We start from the raw sequence: 18,052 nt of genomic DNA on the forward strand, positions 1-18,052 counted from the left end.
GCCATTCGCATTGACAAGCCATGCCGCTTTGGCACACTGGTTGCAGGACGACAGCGCCATGAGTGCCCATCTGAACAGACCGCCCATCGTCCTGGTGCCCGCCTGCCAGCGGGTGTTGGGGCGTCATCCCTTCCACGTGGCTGGACGCAAGTACGTCGAGGCCGTGCGACTGGCAGGGTGCGTGCCGCTCGTCGTGCCGGCCGCGCACGTGGACGAGCTCGGCACGCTGCTGGACATCGCCAACGGCGTGTTGCTGACCGGCTCGCCGTCGAATGTGCATCCCAGCCATTTCGGCGAAGACGTGCACGACCCCTCCCTGCCGCTCGACCCTGACCGCGACGCCTGGACACTGCCTTTGATCCGGGAGGCGTTGCAACGTGGCATCCCCTTGCTGGGCATTTGCCGAGGCTTCCAGGAGGTGAACGTGGCCCTGGGCGGCTCGCTGCACCAGGCGGTGCACGAACAGCCCGGTCTGATGGACCACCGTGGCGACGGCAACCTGCCCGTCGAGCAGGAGTATGGCTTTGCCCATCCGGTGGCGCTGACCCCGGGCGGCACGCTGGATGCTGTGTTGGCGGACTTGCCGCCCGATGTGCGCGACGGTGCGCAGGTGATGGTCAACAGCCTGCACGGCCAGGGGGTCAAGCGCCTGGCGCCCGGTCTGCGGGTGGAGGCCGTGGCGCCCGATGGCGTGGTCGAGGCCTTCACCTGGGAGCCGGGCCAGGCCTTCAACCTGTGCCTGCAGTGGCACCCCGAATGGCAGGCGGCGGCCAACCCGGTGTCGCGGCGCCTGTTCGACGCCTTCGGCCAGGCCTGCCGCGCCCACCGCGCGCGCCGCGAGCAGCACGCCGACGCGATCGAGGAAGTCCCCCATCCCCAGCGCCGTTGACACGCGGCGACACACAAACACCAGGTGAACACCATGCAACGCCGGCTACCCAGCAGTTTCAGCGACCTTGAACACTGGCTCAACGAGCGCCGGGTCACCGAGATCGAATGCCTGGTGCCGGATCTGACCGGCGTGGCCCGCGGCAAGATCCTGCCGCGCGAGAAGTTCACCGAAGACCGCGGCATGCGCCTGCCCGAGGGCATCGTGGCCATCGGGGTCACCGGCGAGTTTCCGCAGTCGGGCGCCTACTACGACGTCATCACCCCGACCGACCGCGACATGCACCTGCGGCCGGACCCGACCACGGTGCGCATCGTGCCCTGGGCCACCGACCCGACCGCCCAGGTCATCCATGATTGCTACACACGCGACGGCGAACTCATTCCGTATGCGCCGCGCTCGGTGCTCAAGCGCGTGTGTGCGCTGTACGAGGCCCAGGGCTGGCTGCCGGTTGTGGCGCCCGAACTCGAGTTCTACCTGATCGAGCGCAGCACCGACCCCAACCAACCGCTGCGCCCGCCTCGGGGCCGCAGCGGCCGCGCCGAAACCTCGCGACAGGCCTACTCCATCGATGCAGTCAACGAGTTCGATCCGCTGTTCGAGGACATCTACGCCTACTGCGAGCAGATGGAGCTCAACGTCGACACGCTGATCCACGAGGTGGGTGCCGGGCAGATGGAGATCAACTTCTTCCATGCCCATCCGCTGGGCCTGGCCGACGAGGTGTTCTTCTTCAAGCGCACCATCCGTGAGGCGGCGCTGCGCCATGAGATGTATGCCACCTTCATGGCCAAGCCCATGGCCAACGAGCCAGGCAGTGCGATGCACATCCACCAGAGCGTCGTGGACAAGGCCACGGGGCGCAACCTGTTCAGCAACGACGATGGCAGCCCGTCAAAGGCCTTTTACTGGTTCATTGGCGGCCTGCAGCGCTACGTGCCCGCGGCCATGGCGCTGTTCGCCCCGTATGTGAACAGCTACCGGCGGCTGGTGCGCTCCACCGCGGCGCCCATCAACACGCACTGGGGCGCCGACAACCGCACGGTGGGTTTTCGCTCGCCGGTGGCCGAGCCGCAGGCGCGCCGCATCGAAAACCGCGTGATCGGTGCCGACGCCAATCCGTATGTGGCGCTGGCCGCCACGCTGGCCTGCGGCTACCTGGGCATCATCAAGCAGATCGAGCCCTCACCCGAGTGCCGCGGCGACGCCTACCTGAGCGACTACCTGCTGCCCCGCAGCCTGGGCGAGGCCTTGGGCCTGCTGCGCGACGAGACCGATCTGGCCGAGGTGCTGGGCCAGGACTTCCTGACCGTCTACACCGAGATCAAGGAGGTCGAGCACGCCGAGTTCATGAAGGTGATCTCGCCCTGGGAGCGCGAGCACCTGCTGCTTCACGTCTGACTGTCACGCCTGAAAGCCGTCACCATGCCGCAGTTCGAACACACCACCGCGCAATGGCAGGCGCTGGATGCCGCCCACCACCTGCACCCCTTCACCGACTTCAAGGCGCTGGCCGCCAAGGGCAGCCGCATCATCACCCGCGGCGACAACATCTATCTTTGGGACAGCGAAGGCCAGCGGCTTTTCGATGCGATGAGCGGCCTGTGGTGTGTGAACGTGGGCTACGGCCAGCAGGCGCTGATCGACGCGGCCACCGAGCAGCTGCGCACGCTGCCCTTCTACAACTCCTTCTTCCAGACAACCACACCGCCCGCGGTGGCCCTGGCCGCGCGGTTGGCCCAGATCAGCCCACCACAGTTCAGCCATGTGTTCTTCAGCGGCTCGGGCTCGGAAGGCAACGACACCGTGATCCGCATGGTGCGGCGCTACTGGGATCTGATGGGCCAGCCGCGTCGCCACACCGTCATCAGCCGCTACAACGCCTACCACGGCTCCACCATGGCGGCGGCCTCGCTGGGCGGCATGAAAGACATGCACGCCCAGGGCGGCCTGCCCATCCCCGGCATCGTACACATCGACCAGCCCTACCAGGTGCAGCATGGCCTGCCGGGCGAGTCGGCCGAGGCGTTTGGCCGGCGTGCCGCATCCTGGCTCGAAGACAAGATCCGCGAGGTGGGGCCTGAGCATGTGGCGGCCTTCATCGGCGAGCCGGTGCAGGGCGCGGGCGGGGTCATCATCCCGCCCGAAAGCTACTGGCCCGAGATCCAGCGCATCTGCGACCAGTACGGCATCCTGCTGGTGTCCGATGAGGTGATCTGCGGCTTCGGGCGCACCGGCCACTGGTTCGGCTGCGAGCGCTTCGGGACGCGACCCGACCTGATCACGTTTGCAAAAGGTGTGACCTCGGGTTACATCCCGCTGGGCGGCGTGCTGGTGGGCGACCGGGTGGCGCGGGTGCTGATCGAGCAGGGCGGCGAGTTCGCCCATGGCTACACCTACAGCGGCCACCCGGTGGCGTGTGCGGTGGCGCTGGCCAACCTGGATCTGATCGAGCGCGAGGGCCTCATCACCCGCGTGCGCGAGGTGACCGGGCCGCGCCTGGCTGCCGGCTTTGCGGCGCTGGCCGAGCACCCTCTGGTGGGCGAGGCCGAGACCTGTGGGCTGATGGGCGCCCTGCGCCTGGTGCGGCGCAAGGCGCAGGGGGCCGGGCCGAGCGCCGTGGCCGCCGAGGCCTTCGACCCGGCGCTGGGTGTGGGCATGCTGTGCCGCGGCCATTGCTTCGGCAACGGCCTGATCATGCGCGCAGTGGGCGACCGCATGATCGTGGCGCCGCCGCTGGTCATGACCGAAGCCCAGGTCGACGAACTGCTCGGCCTGATCCGTCACTGCCTGGACCTGACGTGGACGGATTTGCAACACCGGGGCTGGCTCCCTGCATCCTAGGGGCGGGGCTGGCGCTGCCCTGGCGTAAAGTTTGCGTGCCGAACATTCAGAGAGGAAGCCCGCATGCCTTCGACGCCCCGTCCAGCTCTGGCGCGCCTGCGCCACGCCCTGACCGCCAGCCTAGCCTTGCTGGCCGTGGGTGCCACCCACGCGCAGGAAGAGAAGGTCCTCAACATCTACAACTGGTCGAACTACATCGCACCGGACACGATTGCCAATTTCGAGAAGGAAACCGGCATCAAGGTCCGCTACGACAACTTCGACAGCAACGAGATCGTTCACGCCAAGCTGGTGGCCGGCAAGACGGGCTACGACATCGTCGTGCCCTCGTCGTACTGGGCCAAGATGCAAGCCGATGGCGGCCTGCTGCAAAAGCTCGACAAGTCCAAGCTGCCCAATCTGAAGAACCTCGATCCGGGCATCCAGGCGCAGTTGGCCCAGCTCGACCCGGGCAACCAGTACATGGTCAACTGGCTGTGGGGCTTCACCACCATCGGCATCAACGTCGACAAGGTCAAGGCCGCGCTGGGCGACCTGCCCATGCCCGACAACGCCTGGGATCTGCTGTTCAAGCCCGAGTATGTGAGCCGCCTCAAGCGCTGCGGCGTGTCGGTGCTCGATTCGGCCACCGAGGTGGTGCCGGCGGCGCTGCATTACCTGGGCAAGCCCGCCTTCAGCCGCAACATTGCCGACTACCAGGCCGTGCCGGCGCTGCTCAAGGCCATCCGCCCGCACATCACGGTGTTCAGCTCGTCGGGCTACATCAACGACTTGGCCAACGGCTCGCTGTGCATGGCCTTCGGCTACTCGGGTGACTTCAACATCGCCCGCTTCCGGGCGCAGGAAGGCAAGACCGGCCAGCGCATCCAGACGCTGATTCCCAAGACGGGCGGCGTGGTGTTCATGGACGTGATGGTGATCCCGGCCGATGCGCCCCACCCCGAGAACGCCCACAAGTGGATCAACTACATCCTGCGCCCCGAGGTGCATGCCAGCCTGACCAACAAGGTGTTCTTCGCCAACCCCAATGCGGCCGCCCGCCCGCTGGTCAAGCCTGAGGTGGCCAACGATCCGTCGGTCTACCCTCCCGAGGCTGAGATGCGCAAGATGGCCATGCCCGGCGCGGTCAACAACGACATCCGCCGACAGATGACGCGCATCTACACCTCGTTCAAGACCGGCATGTGAGGCGGTCTTGAGCGCTGAGCCGTACCTGTCGATTGACCGTCTGGTCAAGGACTTCCCCAGCCCGGATGGCGGCAGCTTCCGGGCGGTGGACAACGTGTCACTGAACCTGAACCGCGGCGAGATCTTCGCGCTGCTGGGGCCATCGGGGTGCGGCAAGTCGTCGCTGCTGCGCATGCTGGGCGGATTTGACGAGCCGAGCTCGGGCCGCATTCTGCTGGGCGGCCAGGACCTGGTCGGGCTGGCGCCCTACCAGCGGCCGGTCAACATGATGTTCCAGTCGTACGCGCTGTTTCCACACCTCACGGTGTGGGACAACATCGCCTTCGGCCTGCGGCGCGAAGGCCTGCCACGCACCGAGGTGGCGCAGCGCGTCGACGCCATGCTCAAACTGGTGCAGCTGGCGCCGCTGGCCCAGCGCAAACCGCATCAGTTGTCGGGGGGGCAGCAGCAGCGCGTGGCGCTGGCGCGCAGCCTGGCCAAGCAGCCACGCCTGCTGCTGCTGGATGAGCCGCTGGGCGCACTCGACAAGAAGCTGCGCGAGGCCACGCAGATCGAGCTGGTCAACATCATCGAGTCGGTCGGCGTGACCTGCCTGATGGTCACCCACGACCAGGAAGAGGCGATGGCCATGGCCAGCCGCATTGGCGTGATGAGCGAGGGCCGCATCCTGCAGATCGGCAGCCCGCGCGAGATCTACGAGACCCCGTCGAGCCGCTTCGTGGCCGACTTCATCGGTAACGTCAACCTCATGGACGGCACGCTGGCGGTGGACGAGGCGGACCATGTCGAGATCGCCTGCGCCGATGTGCGCCATTTCGTGGGCCACGGCATCACCGGCCATGTGGGCATGCCGGTGACGGTCGCCCTGCGGCCCGAAAAGATCCGCCTGTCGCGGCGCCCGCCCGAGCCGGAGCCCGGCGATGCGCCCGCGCCGCTCAACCAGGTGCGCGGCAAGGTGCGCGATCTGGTCTATTTCGGCAGCGACACGCTCTACCACCTGGAGCTGGCCAGCGGTGCCATCCTCAAGGTGAGCCAGGGCAACACCGAGCGCCACCCGGACGACATGCTGAGCTGGGGCGACGAGGCCTGGGCCTGTTGGTCGCCCTCGGCCCATGTCGTGCTGACGCAGTAAGGCGGCGGTGTCCATGGTGTCCTCGCGCCTGAACTGGATGCAGCGCACGCTGGTCGGCGTGCCCTTCCTCTGGCTGCTGGCCTTCTTCCTGTTGCCCTTTCTGATCGTGCTGAAGATCAGCGTGTCCGAGATGGACATTGCCACCTTCAGCGACCTGGTCACCTGGCAGGATGGCGTGCTGCAGGTGCAACTCAAGTTCAGCAACTACCTGTTCATCACGCAGGATGACCTGTACTTCCGCACCTACCTCAACAGCCTGAAGTTCGCGGCCATCACCACGGCCGTGTGCCTGCTGATCGGTTACCCGTTTGCGTGGTTCATGGCGCGCGCCAACCCGGCCATCCAGCCGGCGCTGGTGATGGGCGTGATGCTGCCGTTCTGGACCTCGTTCCTGCTGCGTGTGTACGCGTGGAAGGGTCTGCTCAGCGAGGGCGGCTGGCTGGCCCAGGCCTTCGATGCCACCGGGCTGGGCCTGTTGTTCGCGTGGCTGGGCTGGACGCCGGCGGCCGGCCAGTACATGCACACGCCGTTCTCGCTGGTGCTGGGCATGGTCTACACCTACCTGCCGTTCATGATCCTGCCGCTGTATGCCACCTTGTCGAAGCTGGACATGCGCCTGCTGGAGGCCGCTTCCGACCTGGGTGCCACGCCCTGGCAGGCCTTCTGGCGCATCACGGTGCCGCTGTCGCGGCCGGGCATCGTCGCGGGTGCGATGCTGGTGTTCATCCCCTGCGTGGGCGAATTCGTGATTCCCGAGCTGCTGGGCGGGCCCGAGACCCTGATGATCGGCCGCGTGCTGTGGGATGAGTTCTTCTCGAACAATGACTGGCCCATGGCTGCCAGCGTGGCCGTGTTGATGGTGTTGCTGATCCTGGTGCCGCTGGCGTGGTTCAACCGCGCGCAGGCCGAGGCGCAAGCGCGTCAGGGAGGCCGCGCATGAGCCGCGGTCTGTCGCGTGTGAGCGGGCGGTCGGCGCGGTGGCTGCCGCGGGTCTGGCTTGCGCTGGGCTTTGCCTTTCTGTACGTGCCGATCGTGGCGCTGGTGGTGGCGGCCTTCAACGCCTCGCCCCTGGCGTCGGTCTGGGGCGGCTTCAGCCTGCGATGGTTTGTGGCGCTGACGCAGGACAAGGAGGTGCTGCACGGGCTGAAGCTGTCGCTGGGCATCGCGCTGTGCACGGCCACGGCCGCCGTGGTGCTCGGCACCCTGGCGGCGCTGGCGCTGGTGCGCCACCCGCGCTTTGGCGGGCGCACGCTGATGGCCGGCATGGTCAACGCGCCGCTGGTCATGCCCGAGGTCATCATCGGGCTGTCGCTGCTGCTGATGCTGGTGTCTGTGCAGCGCCTGCTGGGCGTGCCGGAACGCGGCTGGCTGACGATCTGGCTGGGCCATTTGCTGGTGGGCATGGCTTACGCCACCGTGGTGATCCAGGCTCGGCTACAGACGCTCGACCGCGCGCTCGAAGAGGCCGCGCAGGATCTGGGTGCCCGCCCGCTGCAGGTCTTCTTTCTGGTCACGCTGCCCATGATCGCGCCATCGCTGGCCTCGGCCTGGCTGCTGACCTTCACGCTGTCGATGGACGACGTCGTCATCGCCGCCTTCCTGTCGGGCCCAGGCGCCACCACCTTGCCGCTGGTGGTGTTCTCGCGCGCGCGCCTGGGGCTGGACCCGAGCGTCAACGCGCTGGCCACGGTGGTGATCGGCGTGGTAGCGCTGGCCGTGATCGGCGGCAGCTATGCGCTGGCCCGGCTGGAGCGACGGCGCCAGCTTGACGTGGCGCGCGCGCACCGCAGCCCGTGATCTCCGCCCGTCGCCATACCTGACCGCCGCGCCACGCCTCTGCCACCTCCACACCGCTTTCCCCAAACCGCTTTCGCATCACACCGACACGTCAGACAAGGAGCCCACCATGAAGCCGCATCTTTCGACTGCCCCCCGTTCAGGCCGCTGGCTGGTGGTGGGCGCCCTGGGGGCCTTGCTGCCCACGCTGGCCCTGTCGCAGACCGCCTCGGCCCAGCAAGAGCTGCTGCAGGAGCTGCGCGCGCTCAAGGCCCGCGTGACCGAACTGGAACAGCGCCTGGAAGCCCAGGCCGCGCAAGAAACCGAACGCCAGCAGGATTTCAACCGCATCGCGGTCAAGACCGAGGCGCTGGAAGACAGCCGCGAGATGCTGGGTTTCAAGGGCCTGAAGATCAGTGGCTGGGCCGACCCGACCTACATCGCCAACCAGCGCCGCCACAACGCCGGCTTCCTGTTCCTGGACCCGGTTTCGGCCAGCGGCTACACCTACGACGATTCCTATCTGGGCATGGCGGCCATCGACTTCCAGAAGGAGACCGATGGCGGCACGCGCTGGCGCCTGACCCTGGCGCCGCAGCGCAGCACCATGGCCGTGGCCGAAGGCAGCAACTCGCCCATCCACGAGGCCACGGTGTCGCTGCCGTTGACCGATCTGCAGACCCGCTTCCTCGCCGGTCACGTGCCCGACTGGTCGGGCTACGAGTACCTGCAGCCGCAGCTCAACAAGCTCATCACCCACAACCTGCTGTTCGACCTGACGCTGCCCACTTACTACACGGGCGCGGGCGTGGACATCACGCGGGGCAAGTGGTGGACGCGCGCCATGCTGGCCAACATGAACACCAGCCGCCGCGGCAACGGCGAGCAGGCCCCGGTGTTCACCTACCGCGTGGACTACGCCAAGGGCGAGTTCCAGGGCTTTGGTTTTGCGGGGGTGCATGGCAAGGCCTCCAACTTCCGCGACGAGGGATTGCCTGACAGTCGCGTCGACCTGTTTGAAGTGGACGCTTACTTCATCCGCGGAGACTGGACCGTGCAAGGGCAGTTGAGCTTCGGTCGCCAGAAGGAAGCGGCGATTGGTGGCGGCATCGACGGTGCGCCGCTGCGTGACGCCCACTGGCAGGGGCTGTCGGCCCTGGTGGCGCACAAGTTCACCCCGCGCCTGGAAGGCGTCGCGCGCATGGACTACATCTGGAACAGCAAGAACGGCGGCGGGCTGCTGGGCTATGCGGAGCGCGACCCGTTCAACGGGATTGGTACGCCGTTGCGCGCCTACACCGACGCAGAGGGCGGATTCGACGAGGCCGACGTGCTGTCACGCAGGGGTGTGAACCGCGGTGCCCTGTCGCTGGGCCTGAACTACGCCTACGACCTGAACACCATCCTGAAGTTCGAGTACCGCTACGACTGGGCCACCGATCCCATCTTCCTGGACACGAGCAACCTCAAGGCTTACAAGAGCAACCAGGTCATCGGCGCGGCGGTGGTTGTGAGCTTCTAAGACACCTGTTCGAGGCGCTTCTCCAGGCAGACCCGGCGTCCGGAAGGCCCAACTTGGCCTAACATGAGGCAACGCGGCGTCACGGTGGACGCCGCAGCCCCGTAGGTCCGCGCCCGGCATGCCCCAGGAGTTATCTCGTTCCGACGTCGAAAGCCTGACCCGGCACCACCGCTGGCTGGAGCCGGTGCCGGCCGCCCTGCAGCTTCGTCATGCCGCCCTGCGCCAGCGCGAGTTCACGCGGCTGGTGGCGGTGTGGTGGCCGCTGCTGCTGGCCGCTTTCGTGGCCTTCATCGGCTTCACGGTGTGGCTGTATGCGGGCGAGCTCCACGGGCGCGATCGGGTGGTGTTCGCGGCCTCTGAGCTGGTGTCGGTCACGGCCGGCATGATCGGCCTGGCGCTGGCTTTCCGGCCGGGCTGGCAGGCCTCGCACGAACGCTGGCTGCCCTGGACGTTCGGCACCATCGTCGCAGCCAAGCTGGCCGCCGCCACGCTGATGACCAGCCGCTCGCTGGCGGTCAACGAGGTCCACATGGCCGTGCTGGTCACCATCGTGGGTGCACTCGGCCTGCATCTGGGCGTGCGCGCCGTGGCCCGCGGTTGCGCCATCGGCGCGCTGGGCCTGCTGGCCGCCTGGTGGTCGCCCACGCCCGAAGCTGCCTGGTTGGCCGGCGGACACTACGGACTCACAGCAGCGGTCTGCCTGTTCGTCGCAGCGGTGCGGCAAGACAAAGACCGCATGGCGTTCTACCAGTCCGTCTTGCTCGACATGGAGCGCCAGGAGGTGCAGCGCCTGAACCAGGAACTGGGCGAGCTGGCCCGGCGCGACGGGCTGACCGGACTGGCCAACCGCCGCGCCTTTGATGAGGCGCTGGCGCTCGAATGGGACCGCGCCCGCCGCACGGGCCGACCGCTGGCACTGCTCATGGTCGACGTCGACCACTTCAAGGCCTACAACGACCACTTCGGCCACCCTGCGGGCGACACCTGCCTGGTGCGGCTGGCCGAGGCGCTGTCGGCGGTGGTGCGGCGCCCGGGCGACCAGGCGGCGCGCTACGGTGGCGAGGAGTTCACCGTGCTGCTGCCGGATACCGACGAAGCAGGCGCCGAAGCCACGGCGCGCCGGCTGACCGAGGAGGTCGATCGCCTGGCGTTGCCGCATCCCAAGTCGTCAGCGGGTCGACATGTGTCGGTGAGCATTGGCGTGGCCGTCGCGCGGCCCGACGGACAGATGGCGCGAGACAACCTGGTGGACCGCGCCGATGCGGCGCTGTACGCCGCCAAACATGGTGGCCGCCACCGTCACGTGTTGTGGAGCGAGGCGGACGCCCCGCCGGTGCGCTAATGCGTGGCGCGGGCCGGCAGGCGCCGCGCCAGGCTCTGGATGGCGGCAGACAACTCATCTGGAGACGCTGGTTTGGCCAGGTAGATGTCCACCCCGTCGGCGTAAGCCGCTGCCTTCTGATCGCTGTGGATGCGGCCGGACAGTGCGATGATGCCCAGCTCCGGCAAGGCAGCCCGCAGTCGCCGGGCCACCGACAGGCCGTCCTCGTGCGGCAGGTTCAAGTCCAGCACCACCAGTTCAATCGGCTCCGTCATCATCAGCCTGTCGATGTCCAGTGGGGCGGCCAGACCCGTCACCGTGTGACCGACTTCGCGCAGGTGGGCCACCAGTTCCTCGAGCAGCGGCGGGTGGTCTTCCACCACCAGCACGTGAAGCTGGCGGGCTACAGGGGCTTCTGCAAGGGCAGGCACAGGCTGAACTCCACGTGGTCACCAATCGTCCGCACGCTGAGCGTGCCGCCCAGTCGCTGAGCCAGATTGTGCCCGAGCCACAGACCCAGGCCAGCCCCCGCGAAGCCTTTGGCTTCCTCGGCGCGGTGATACTTGTCAAACACGCGATGTGCGTCGGGGGCGCCCGCGGGGCCGAGCGCGTTGCGCACGCAGACATGCCAGTGGCCCGGTAGCTCGCCCAGCGTCAACCACACCGGCGAGCCGGGCGGCGAGTACTTGCAGGCGTTGTCCAGCAAGTTGGCCAGGATGACGCGCAGCAGATCCGCATCGGTCAAGATGATGGCTCCTGTGACACCCTCGTAGTGCAGTCGCTCCGGCGCGACCAAGGTGGCGCGCAGGCCAGCGAGCAGGGCATCGAACTGCACCGGCGAGGTGCTCACCGGCAGGCTGCTGTCGCCGAGGCGGTTGGCCTCCAGCACGCGCTCAAGCACCTGGTTCATCGCGGTGGCAGCGGCATCGATGTGCATCAGGCGCCGCTGGGCCTGGGCGTCGACGAGCGGGGGCTGGCGCTGCAACGCTCCCGCGGCCAGCCGAATGGTCATCAGCGGCGTCTTGAGCTCGTGGCCCAGCATGTCCAGAAACTGCTGCTGATCAGCGCGCTGCTGCTGAGCAAGCTCCAGGCGCTGCGACACCAGGTCCAGCTGCAAGCGATCGCGGCGTGAAATCTGGCGCAGCCGGCGAGAACGCATCATGAGCACCCCCAGCATCAGCAGCGCACTGCTGAGCCCGAAGACCAGTGACGCCTGCAGGTTGAACTCTTCCGCGCCACGCCATCCCAGCAACGGCACCATTGCCACCACCACCAGCACGGCCTGCGTGCTCACGACGCCCCACCAGACGCGTCGGCTCAGCACACCATCCTGGCGCGAGGACGCAACCATCCAGAACACCAGGGGCGTGGCCACCAGGGTCGCCACCATGGCGTTGCTTTCGACAGCCGCACGGGGGTGCCCTGTGGCGATCAGCAGCAGCTGCACGGGAAACATCAGCATGACCACCGCAATGGCCGTGCGAGAGGTGCCCGATGGCGCCGTGTCGGCCAGCATGGCCCGGTAAAAGCCCAGAAGCAGCATGGTGGAGAGGCACACCGAGACGCTCGTCACCACGTCGCCAGCCGTAGACCACGCAGCAGGAAGCAGCGCGGCCATGTAGCCAAGCGCCGAAACGGCAAACACCACGGCGGTGGCCTGCGTGGCCAGAAACCAGAGGCTGACACGGCTGGGCTGCAGGGTGTGATCCATCAGCGCCCACAGGCCCATTCCCACCATCACACTGAGGTAGGCAATGAGAAACAGGTCCAGACGGTGGTCGTGCCGCTGGGCATCGTGCGTGCTCAGGGCTCGCACGCTCACCATCAGTGTGCTCGTGGTGCGCACGCGCAAGTACAGGGTGTGTTCGCCGGCCCGGTGGGGGTGCCACACCAGCGCCAGGGCCGCCGATGCGCGGTCACGCAGCGCAAAAGGCACCCTGTCGCCCGTGTCCCGATGGCGCCACTGTCCGGGTGCGGCCGGGTCTGGATGGTAGAGGCGCACCTCATCGAGGTAGCTGGGCCGCACACGCAGCACCACCGCCTCGTCTGCGCGCGGCACGTTGACGGTCACACGCAGCCAGACCGTGTCGGCGGTGTAGCCGCGAGACAGCACGCGGGGGGCGGCTTGCCAGGGGCCAGCCTGCACGTCTGCCAGGCTGAGCTGTCCCGAAGGATCGGCCAGCCAGGCCCGGCTGGTGATCAGGTCGTCTTCCGCGCCCAGGGCGCTGCCTGGCCAGCACACCGCGGCCACCGCGAGCACACCGCACCACCACAGCCGCAGCCAGGCCGAAGGGCCGCCGGGCTGCGCCCGACGCAGGCCACCCGCTTCAGGCATCCAGCCAGCGGGTGACCGGCGCCCACTGCGCGAGGTCCTTCTCGACCTTGGCGGCAGGCACATCCCACAGGCCCAGGCCGTGGGCCGCCAGGTGGGCGTAGTTCTGCGTGTCGCGCAGCTGCGCCAGCAGGGGCACATCCAGCGTCTGCAAAAAGGTCAGCAGGTGCTCGGTGGCCCGGGTGTGGTCCTTCACGCGGTTGGCCACCACGGCCAGCTCCACCTTGCTCGCGTGCTTGCGGCTGGCCAGGTCTTCCAGAAAGGCCTGCACCGCGTAGATGTCGAACACGCTGGCCTGCACGGGCACCAGAATCTTGTCGGCCAGCCGCACGGCAGCCTCCAGCGCCTTGCCGTGCAGCCCGGCGGGTGTGTCGAGCACCATGTGGGTCGTGCCCTTGGGTGGGCGGGCCATCTGGTCCTTGCTGATGTCCCAGGTCTGGATGGCCGGCAGCGTCGGCGGCCGCAGGCGCAGCCACAGCCGGGACGACTGCTGACGGTCGATGTCGCCCAGCATGACCGCGTGGCCCTGGCTGGCGAAATAGGCTGCAATGTTGCTCGACAGCGTGGACTTTCCCACGCCGCCCTTCGGGTTGGCGACCACGATCACCGGCATGCTGTGCTCCCTCGGTGTGTCAGGCTGATGCATTGTGGCGCAAGCCGCGCCTGCAGTGTGACCGCCGCGCCGGTTTTGGCTAGCATGGGCACATGACCGACACACCGCACCGACAGACCCGCCTGTGGCATGACCGCGCCGACGCCTGGCTGGCCGAAGGCCGCATCGATGGCCGCGCCTGGATTGGCGGCGCGCGCGTGGCGGCTGCAGACGGCCAGACCTTTGCCTGCCACTCGCCCATCGACGGGCGCCTGCTCACCCAGGTGGCCCGCGGGCAGCGCGAAGACATCGACCGCGCCGTGGCGGCCGCCCGCCGCAGCTTCGACGATGGCCGCTGGGCCCGCAAGGCGCCGGCCGTGCGCAAGCGCATCCTGCAGCGCTGGGCCGAGCTCATCACCCAGCACAAGGACGAACTCGCCTTGCTCGAAACGCTGGACATGGGCAAGCCCATCCAGTACAGCCTCAGCGTCGACGTGCCGGCCGCGGCGCGCTGCATCGCCTGGTATGCAGAAGCCATCGACAAGGTCTACGACGAGATTGCGCCCACGCCGGCCAACGCGCTGGCGCTGATCCAGCGCGAGCCCGTGGGCGTGGTGGGCGCCATCGTGCCCTGGAACTACCCCATGATCATGGCCGCCTGGAAGCTCGGGCCCGCGCTGGCCATGGGCAACAGCGTGGTGCTCAAGCCTTCCGAGAAATCGCCGCTGACGGCCATGCGCCTGGCCGAGCTCGCGGCCAAGGCGGGCCTGCCCGAAGGCGTGCTCAATGTCGTGCCGGGTTATGGCCACGAGGCTGGCGAAGCGCTGGCCCTGCACCCCGATGTCGATGCGCTGGGCTTCACGGGATCGACCCGCGTGGGCCGCAAGATGCTCGAATACGCCGGCCGCAGCAACCTCAAGCGGGTGTTCAACGAGCTCGGCGGCAAATCGGCCTTTGTGGTGTTTGACGATGTGGACGACCCCGTGCGGGCCGGGCGCACCGTGGCCCAGGCGCTGTTCTTCAACCAGGGCGAATCCTGCAACGCGCCCTCGCGCCTGCTGGTGCACGAGGCGGTGGCCGACGCCGTCATCGACGCCGCACTGGCCGAGGTGCCCAAACACCAGCCGGCCGACCCGCTCAGCCCCGCCACCGTGATGGGCGCGCTGGTCGACGAAGGCCAGCTGCGCTCGGTGATGGGCCACATCGACAGCGGCATCCAGCAAGGCGCCCGCCTGCTGGCCGGCGGCCGCCAGGCCCGCGCCGACAGCGGCGGCCACTACGTCGAGCCCACGGTGTTCGACCACGTGCAGCCCGACATGCGCATCGCGCAGGAAGAGATTTTCGGCCCCGTGCTCAGCATCCTGCGCTTCAAGGACGAAGCCGAGGCCATCGCGCTGGCCAATGGCACCGACTACGGCCTGCAAGCCAGCGTCTGGAGTCGCCACCTCGACCGCGCCCACCGCGTGGCCCGCGCCCTCAAAGCCGGCACCGTGCACGTGAACCAGTACGACGAAGACGACATCACCGTGCCCTTCGGCGGTGTGAAGCAGTCAGGCAACGGGCGCGACAAGTCGCTGCACGCGCTGGACAAGTACACGGAGTTGAAGACGACTTGGATCAGGGTGGGGTGAGGGGGCTGCGCCTTAGTGTTCGGTTATGCGAAGCAGGATTCCTGCCAGAATCCGCCCATGTCCACCGCCGTCCTCGACATCGTTTGCCTGTGTGCCGCCTGGTGCGGCACCTGTCGCGAGTACACCGCCACCTTTGCCGATCTGCAGGCGGCGGCACCTGGCCATCGCTATCGCTGGATCGACATCGAGGACGAAGCCGACCAGGTGGGCGACATCGATGTGGAGACCTTCCCGACGCTGATGTTGGCCTGTGAGGGCCACGTGCTGTTTGCCGGGCCGGTATTGCCGCGGCTCAACGACGCGCAGCGCCTGGTGGCGGTGCACCAGGCGCAGGCGCAGGCCGTGCTGTCAGGAGAGGGCAAGTGGCCGGCGCCCGCGGCGCTGGGCTTGCCGGATGACCAGGCCGAGGCATTTGCCGCGTTGGCGCAGGCGCTCGCCGCTTAAATCATGGCCGCGAAGGCGGTGCCCAGGTCTTCCTGCTCGGTGTCGGGGGCGCGCCAGTTGGCCAGCCAGGACATGAAGTCGTCGGCGGGCATGGGCTTGGCGATGAAATAGCCCTGGGCCTCGTCGCAGCCCAGGCCGGCCAGCAGCTTCCAGTGCTTGGCGCCTTCCACGCCTTCGGCCACCACGCTCAGGCCCAGGTTGTGGGCGAGGTCGATGGTGGAGTAGACGATCTTGGCGTCCTGCAGGTCGCTTTCCATGTTCATCACGAACGAGCGATCGATCTTGAGCTCGTCAACCGGCAGGCGCTTGAGGTAGGCCAGCGAAGAGTAGCCGGTACCGAAGTCGTCGATCGAGAGCTTCAGGCCCAGTGCGTGCAGGCGGTTGAGTGTCTGCAGCGCGCGTTGCGGGTCGTCCATGATCGCGCTTTCGGTGATTTCGAGCACGATGAGGGTCGGATCCACGCCGTGTTCCTGCAGCACGGCTTCGACCTTGGCGGGCAGGTCCTGATCCATCAGGTCGCGGGTCGACAGGTTGACGGCCAGTTTCATGCGCAGGCCATGGTGGGCGAGCTGGTGGGCGGATCGGGCCACCTCGCCGAGGATCCACATGGTCATTACGCGGATGAAGCCGGTCTGCTCGGCAAACGGGATGAACTTCATCGGCGGCACCATGCCGCGTGTCGGATGTTGCCAGCGCACCAGCGCCTCCGCCCCGATGATCTGGCCGCTGCGCAGATCGACCTTGGGCTGAAGGAACAGGCGCAGCTGATCTTGCTCGACGGCCGTGCGCAACTCGCTGAGCAGGCTGAGGGATTCCTGACTGCCTGTGTCCAGCCCTGCCTGGTAGACCACCGTGCCGGCCTGTCGCTGCTTGGCGGCATACATGGCCAGCTCGGCGCGGCTGAGCAGCAGGTCGGCGTCGTCGCCATCGGTGGGGCACGCGGCCACGCCGATGCCGGCACTGAGGTCGACCGTGTGGTCGTCCAATGTGAAGGGGCGCTCCAGCACCGCGTGGATGCGCTGTGCAATCGGCAAGGCGCCCGAGACGGCCGTCTCGGGCAGCAGCACAGCAAACTCGTCGCCACTCAGGCGTGCGAGCACAGCAGGGTGCTCGGCCAGGGCTTCCTGTCGGATGCGCTCGGCCACTGCGCGCAGCAGCCGGTCACCGAAGCGGTGGCCCAGCACGTCGTTGACGTGCTTGAAGCGGTCCATGTCCATCAGCAGCACGGTGCAGGGCGCGCCGCTGTCCTGGCTGCGGAAGATCGCCTGCCGCAGGTCATGGCGGAACTGCTCGCGGTTGGGCAAATCGGTCAGTGCATCCTGGAAAGCCAGTCGCCGGATCTCGCCTTCGCGGGCCTGGACGGCCTGGCGCATGGCTTCCAGCGAGGCGGCCAGTTCCCCGATCTCGCCACGGCCGCGCACGGCGACTGCCTGTGCGTAGTCGCCCTTGCCCAGCCGGCGGGCCACGCGCGAGAGGGCGCGCAGCGGCGTGGCAATGCGGCGCGCCGTCACCACGCTGCCCACACCAAACGCCAGCACGCCAAGCGCGGCGAGGGTCAGCAGCGTCACCTGCAGGTCCCGGTAGCTGGACAGCGCCTGGTCGACCGAGCGCATCAGGACCACGGTGGCCGTGCCGGTCTCGGAAGCGCCGGGCAAGGTCACCGCCAGGGTGGCGTACTCTCCGCGCAGGGTCTTGCTCCCGTTGGCGGGGGTGGACTGCGCCGCCGGCCATGCGTCCGCTGGCAGGGTGGCCATGCGCACTTCGGGGCGGCCATGCTTGCCCGGAAGCATGAGGGCCACGTCCAGGCCGGACAGGTTCTGCATGTCGCGCAACAGGTTGGCATCAAGCCGGAAGGCCATGCCCACCCAGCCGATCACGGCAGGTGCACGCACCGGAACCGCCACGATCTGATATGGCTGCCCATCAATCAGTTCGACCTGATGGCGTTGGGTGCCGTCGTGGTCGGCGCTCAGCGCATAGCGCCGGACGGCCTCCAGAAAGCGCGCGGGCTGCTCGCCCGTGGCCGCCTGCAGTCGAAACTCGGGGTCGGCAAACAGCGCCAGACTGGCGTCGATGCGCTCCCCATGGTTCTCGAGGGCCGACAGCATGGTTTCGGCATCGTTGCTGGCAATGGCTGCGCGAAAGCCGTAATCGCTGGCGAGCACGCGGGTGGCCTGGGCCAGCCGCTCGTTGTTCTGTTCGAGCAGGCGCAGAAAGACCTTCTCGCCGGTTTGCAGTTCGGCCTGGATCGCGCGTCGGGCGTTGGCATCGACACTGCGTTGCACGAACCAGTAGCTGACCGCCTGAATGATCAGCAGCAGCCCCAGGAACATCGCGACGATGCGGGTCTGGAGCCGGTGCGGGTTCAGAAACGGCAGCAT

General features: G+C 67.8%; 15 protein-coding genes. 11 read left to right on the forward strand and 4 right to left on the reverse strand.

Features of this window, described 5'->3' with window-relative positions:
- Positions 1–58 precede the first annotated feature (58 nt).
- The 9 genes from GTZ97_RS00810 to GTZ97_RS00850 all read left to right on the forward strand — a co-directional run bounded on the left by GTZ97_RS00810 (position 59) and on the right by GTZ97_RS00850 (position 10,693).
- The gene (locus tag GTZ97_RS00810; protein ID WP_201748110.1) at positions 59–889 is read left to right on the forward strand and encodes a gamma-glutamyl-gamma-aminobutyrate hydrolase family protein; all 831 of its coding nucleotides are present in this window, start codon (positions 59–61) and stop codon (positions 887–889) included.
- Positions 890–922: 33 nt separating this feature from the next.
- Positions 923–2,290, forward strand: coding sequence for a glutamine synthetase family protein (locus tag GTZ97_RS00815; RefSeq protein WP_161648854.1), 1,368 nt, complete (start codon positions 923–925; stop codon positions 2,288–2,290).
- A gap of 24 nt (positions 2,291–2,314) precedes the next feature.
- Complete coding sequence (locus tag GTZ97_RS00820; protein ID WP_161648599.1) at positions 2,315–3,733, forward strand: aspartate aminotransferase family protein; 1,419 nt, start codon at positions 2,315–2,317, stop codon at positions 3,731–3,733.
- A gap of 63 nt (positions 3,734–3,796) precedes the next feature.
- On the forward strand, positions 3,797–4,921 hold the full coding sequence (locus tag GTZ97_RS00825; RefSeq protein ID WP_161648600.1) for a polyamine ABC transporter substrate-binding protein: 1,125 nt from the start codon (positions 3,797–3,799) through the stop codon (positions 4,919–4,921).
- Positions 4,922–4,928: 7 nt separating this feature from the next.
- Positions 4,929–6,053: an ABC transporter ATP-binding protein gene (locus GTZ97_RS00830; protein WP_161648601.1), complete on the forward strand. Its 1,125-nt coding sequence runs from the start codon at positions 4,929–4,931 to the stop codon at positions 6,051–6,053.
- 13 nt (positions 6,054–6,066) lie between these two features.
- Positions 6,067–6,993 carry an ABC transporter permease gene (locus GTZ97_RS00835; RefSeq protein WP_161648602.1) on the forward strand — a complete coding sequence of 309 codons (927 nt, stop codon included), beginning with the start codon at positions 6,067–6,069 and terminating at the stop codon, positions 6,991–6,993.
- Positions 6,990–7,850, forward strand: coding sequence for an ABC transporter permease subunit (locus GTZ97_RS00840; RefSeq protein ID WP_161648603.1), 861 nt, complete (start codon positions 6,990–6,992; stop codon positions 7,848–7,850). The genes GTZ97_RS00835 and GTZ97_RS00840 overlap by 4 nt, the downstream gene beginning before the upstream one ends.
- Before the next feature lie 109 nt (positions 7,851–7,959).
- Positions 7,960–9,351: a DUF3138 family protein gene (locus GTZ97_RS00845; protein WP_161648604.1), complete on the forward strand. Its 1,392-nt coding sequence runs from the start codon at positions 7,960–7,962 to the stop codon at positions 9,349–9,351.
- Positions 9,352–9,469: 118 nt separating this feature from the next.
- Complete coding sequence (locus GTZ97_RS00850; protein ID WP_161648605.1) at positions 9,470–10,693, forward strand: GGDEF domain-containing protein; 1,224 nt, start codon at positions 9,470–9,472, stop codon at positions 10,691–10,693.
- On the opposite strand, the gene GTZ97_RS00855 is transcribed toward GTZ97_RS00850, so the two are convergent.
- Genes GTZ97_RS00855 through GTZ97_RS00865 form a run of 3 tightly spaced genes read right to left on the reverse strand, consistent with a single transcriptional unit; the run spans position 10,690 to position 13,617 of the window.
- A complete protein-coding gene (locus tag GTZ97_RS00855; protein ID WP_201748111.1) occupies positions 10,690–11,103 on the reverse strand; it encodes a response regulator transcription factor in 414 nt (137 codons plus the stop codon). The two genes, GTZ97_RS00850 and GTZ97_RS00855, sit on opposite strands and share 4 nt — an antisense overlap.
- Positions 11,076–13,007, reverse strand: a complete 1,932-nt coding sequence (locus GTZ97_RS00860) for a sensor histidine kinase (protein WP_161648606.1) — start codon at positions 13,005–13,007, stop codon at positions 11,076–11,078. The genes GTZ97_RS00855 and GTZ97_RS00860 overlap by 28 nt, the downstream gene beginning before the upstream one ends.
- Complete coding sequence (locus tag GTZ97_RS00865; protein ID WP_161648607.1) at positions 13,000–13,617, reverse strand: ParA family protein; 618 nt, start codon at positions 13,615–13,617, stop codon at positions 13,000–13,002. Before GTZ97_RS00865 ends, GTZ97_RS00860 begins: the two co-directional genes overlap by 8 nt.
- A 92-nt stretch (positions 13,618–13,709) precedes the next feature.
- Between GTZ97_RS00865 and GTZ97_RS00870 the strand changes: the two genes are divergently transcribed.
- Both GTZ97_RS00870 and GTZ97_RS16450 read left to right on the forward strand, forming a co-directional pair.
- Positions 13,710–15,227, forward strand: coding sequence for an aldehyde dehydrogenase (locus tag GTZ97_RS00870; RefSeq protein WP_161648608.1), 1,518 nt, complete (start codon positions 13,710–13,712; stop codon positions 15,225–15,227).
- Between the two features lie 57 nt (positions 15,228–15,284).
- Positions 15,285–15,671 carry a thioredoxin family protein gene (locus tag GTZ97_RS16450; protein WP_201748112.1) on the forward strand — a complete coding sequence of 129 codons (387 nt, stop codon included), beginning with the start codon at positions 15,285–15,287 and terminating at the stop codon, positions 15,669–15,671.
- Here GTZ97_RS16450 and GTZ97_RS00880 read toward each other — a convergent pair.
- Positions 15,668–18,052: a putative bifunctional diguanylate cyclase/phosphodiesterase gene (locus tag GTZ97_RS00880; RefSeq protein ID WP_201748113.1), complete on the reverse strand. Its 2,385-nt coding sequence runs from the start codon at positions 18,050–18,052 to the stop codon at positions 15,668–15,670. The two genes, GTZ97_RS16450 and GTZ97_RS00880, sit on opposite strands and share 4 nt — an antisense overlap.

This window comes from Aquabacterium fontiphilum (genome assembly GCF_009909205.1).
In the GTDB taxonomy this organism is placed as follows: Bacteria; Pseudomonadota; Gammaproteobacteria; order Burkholderiales; family Burkholderiaceae_C; genus Aquabacterium; species Aquabacterium fontiphilum.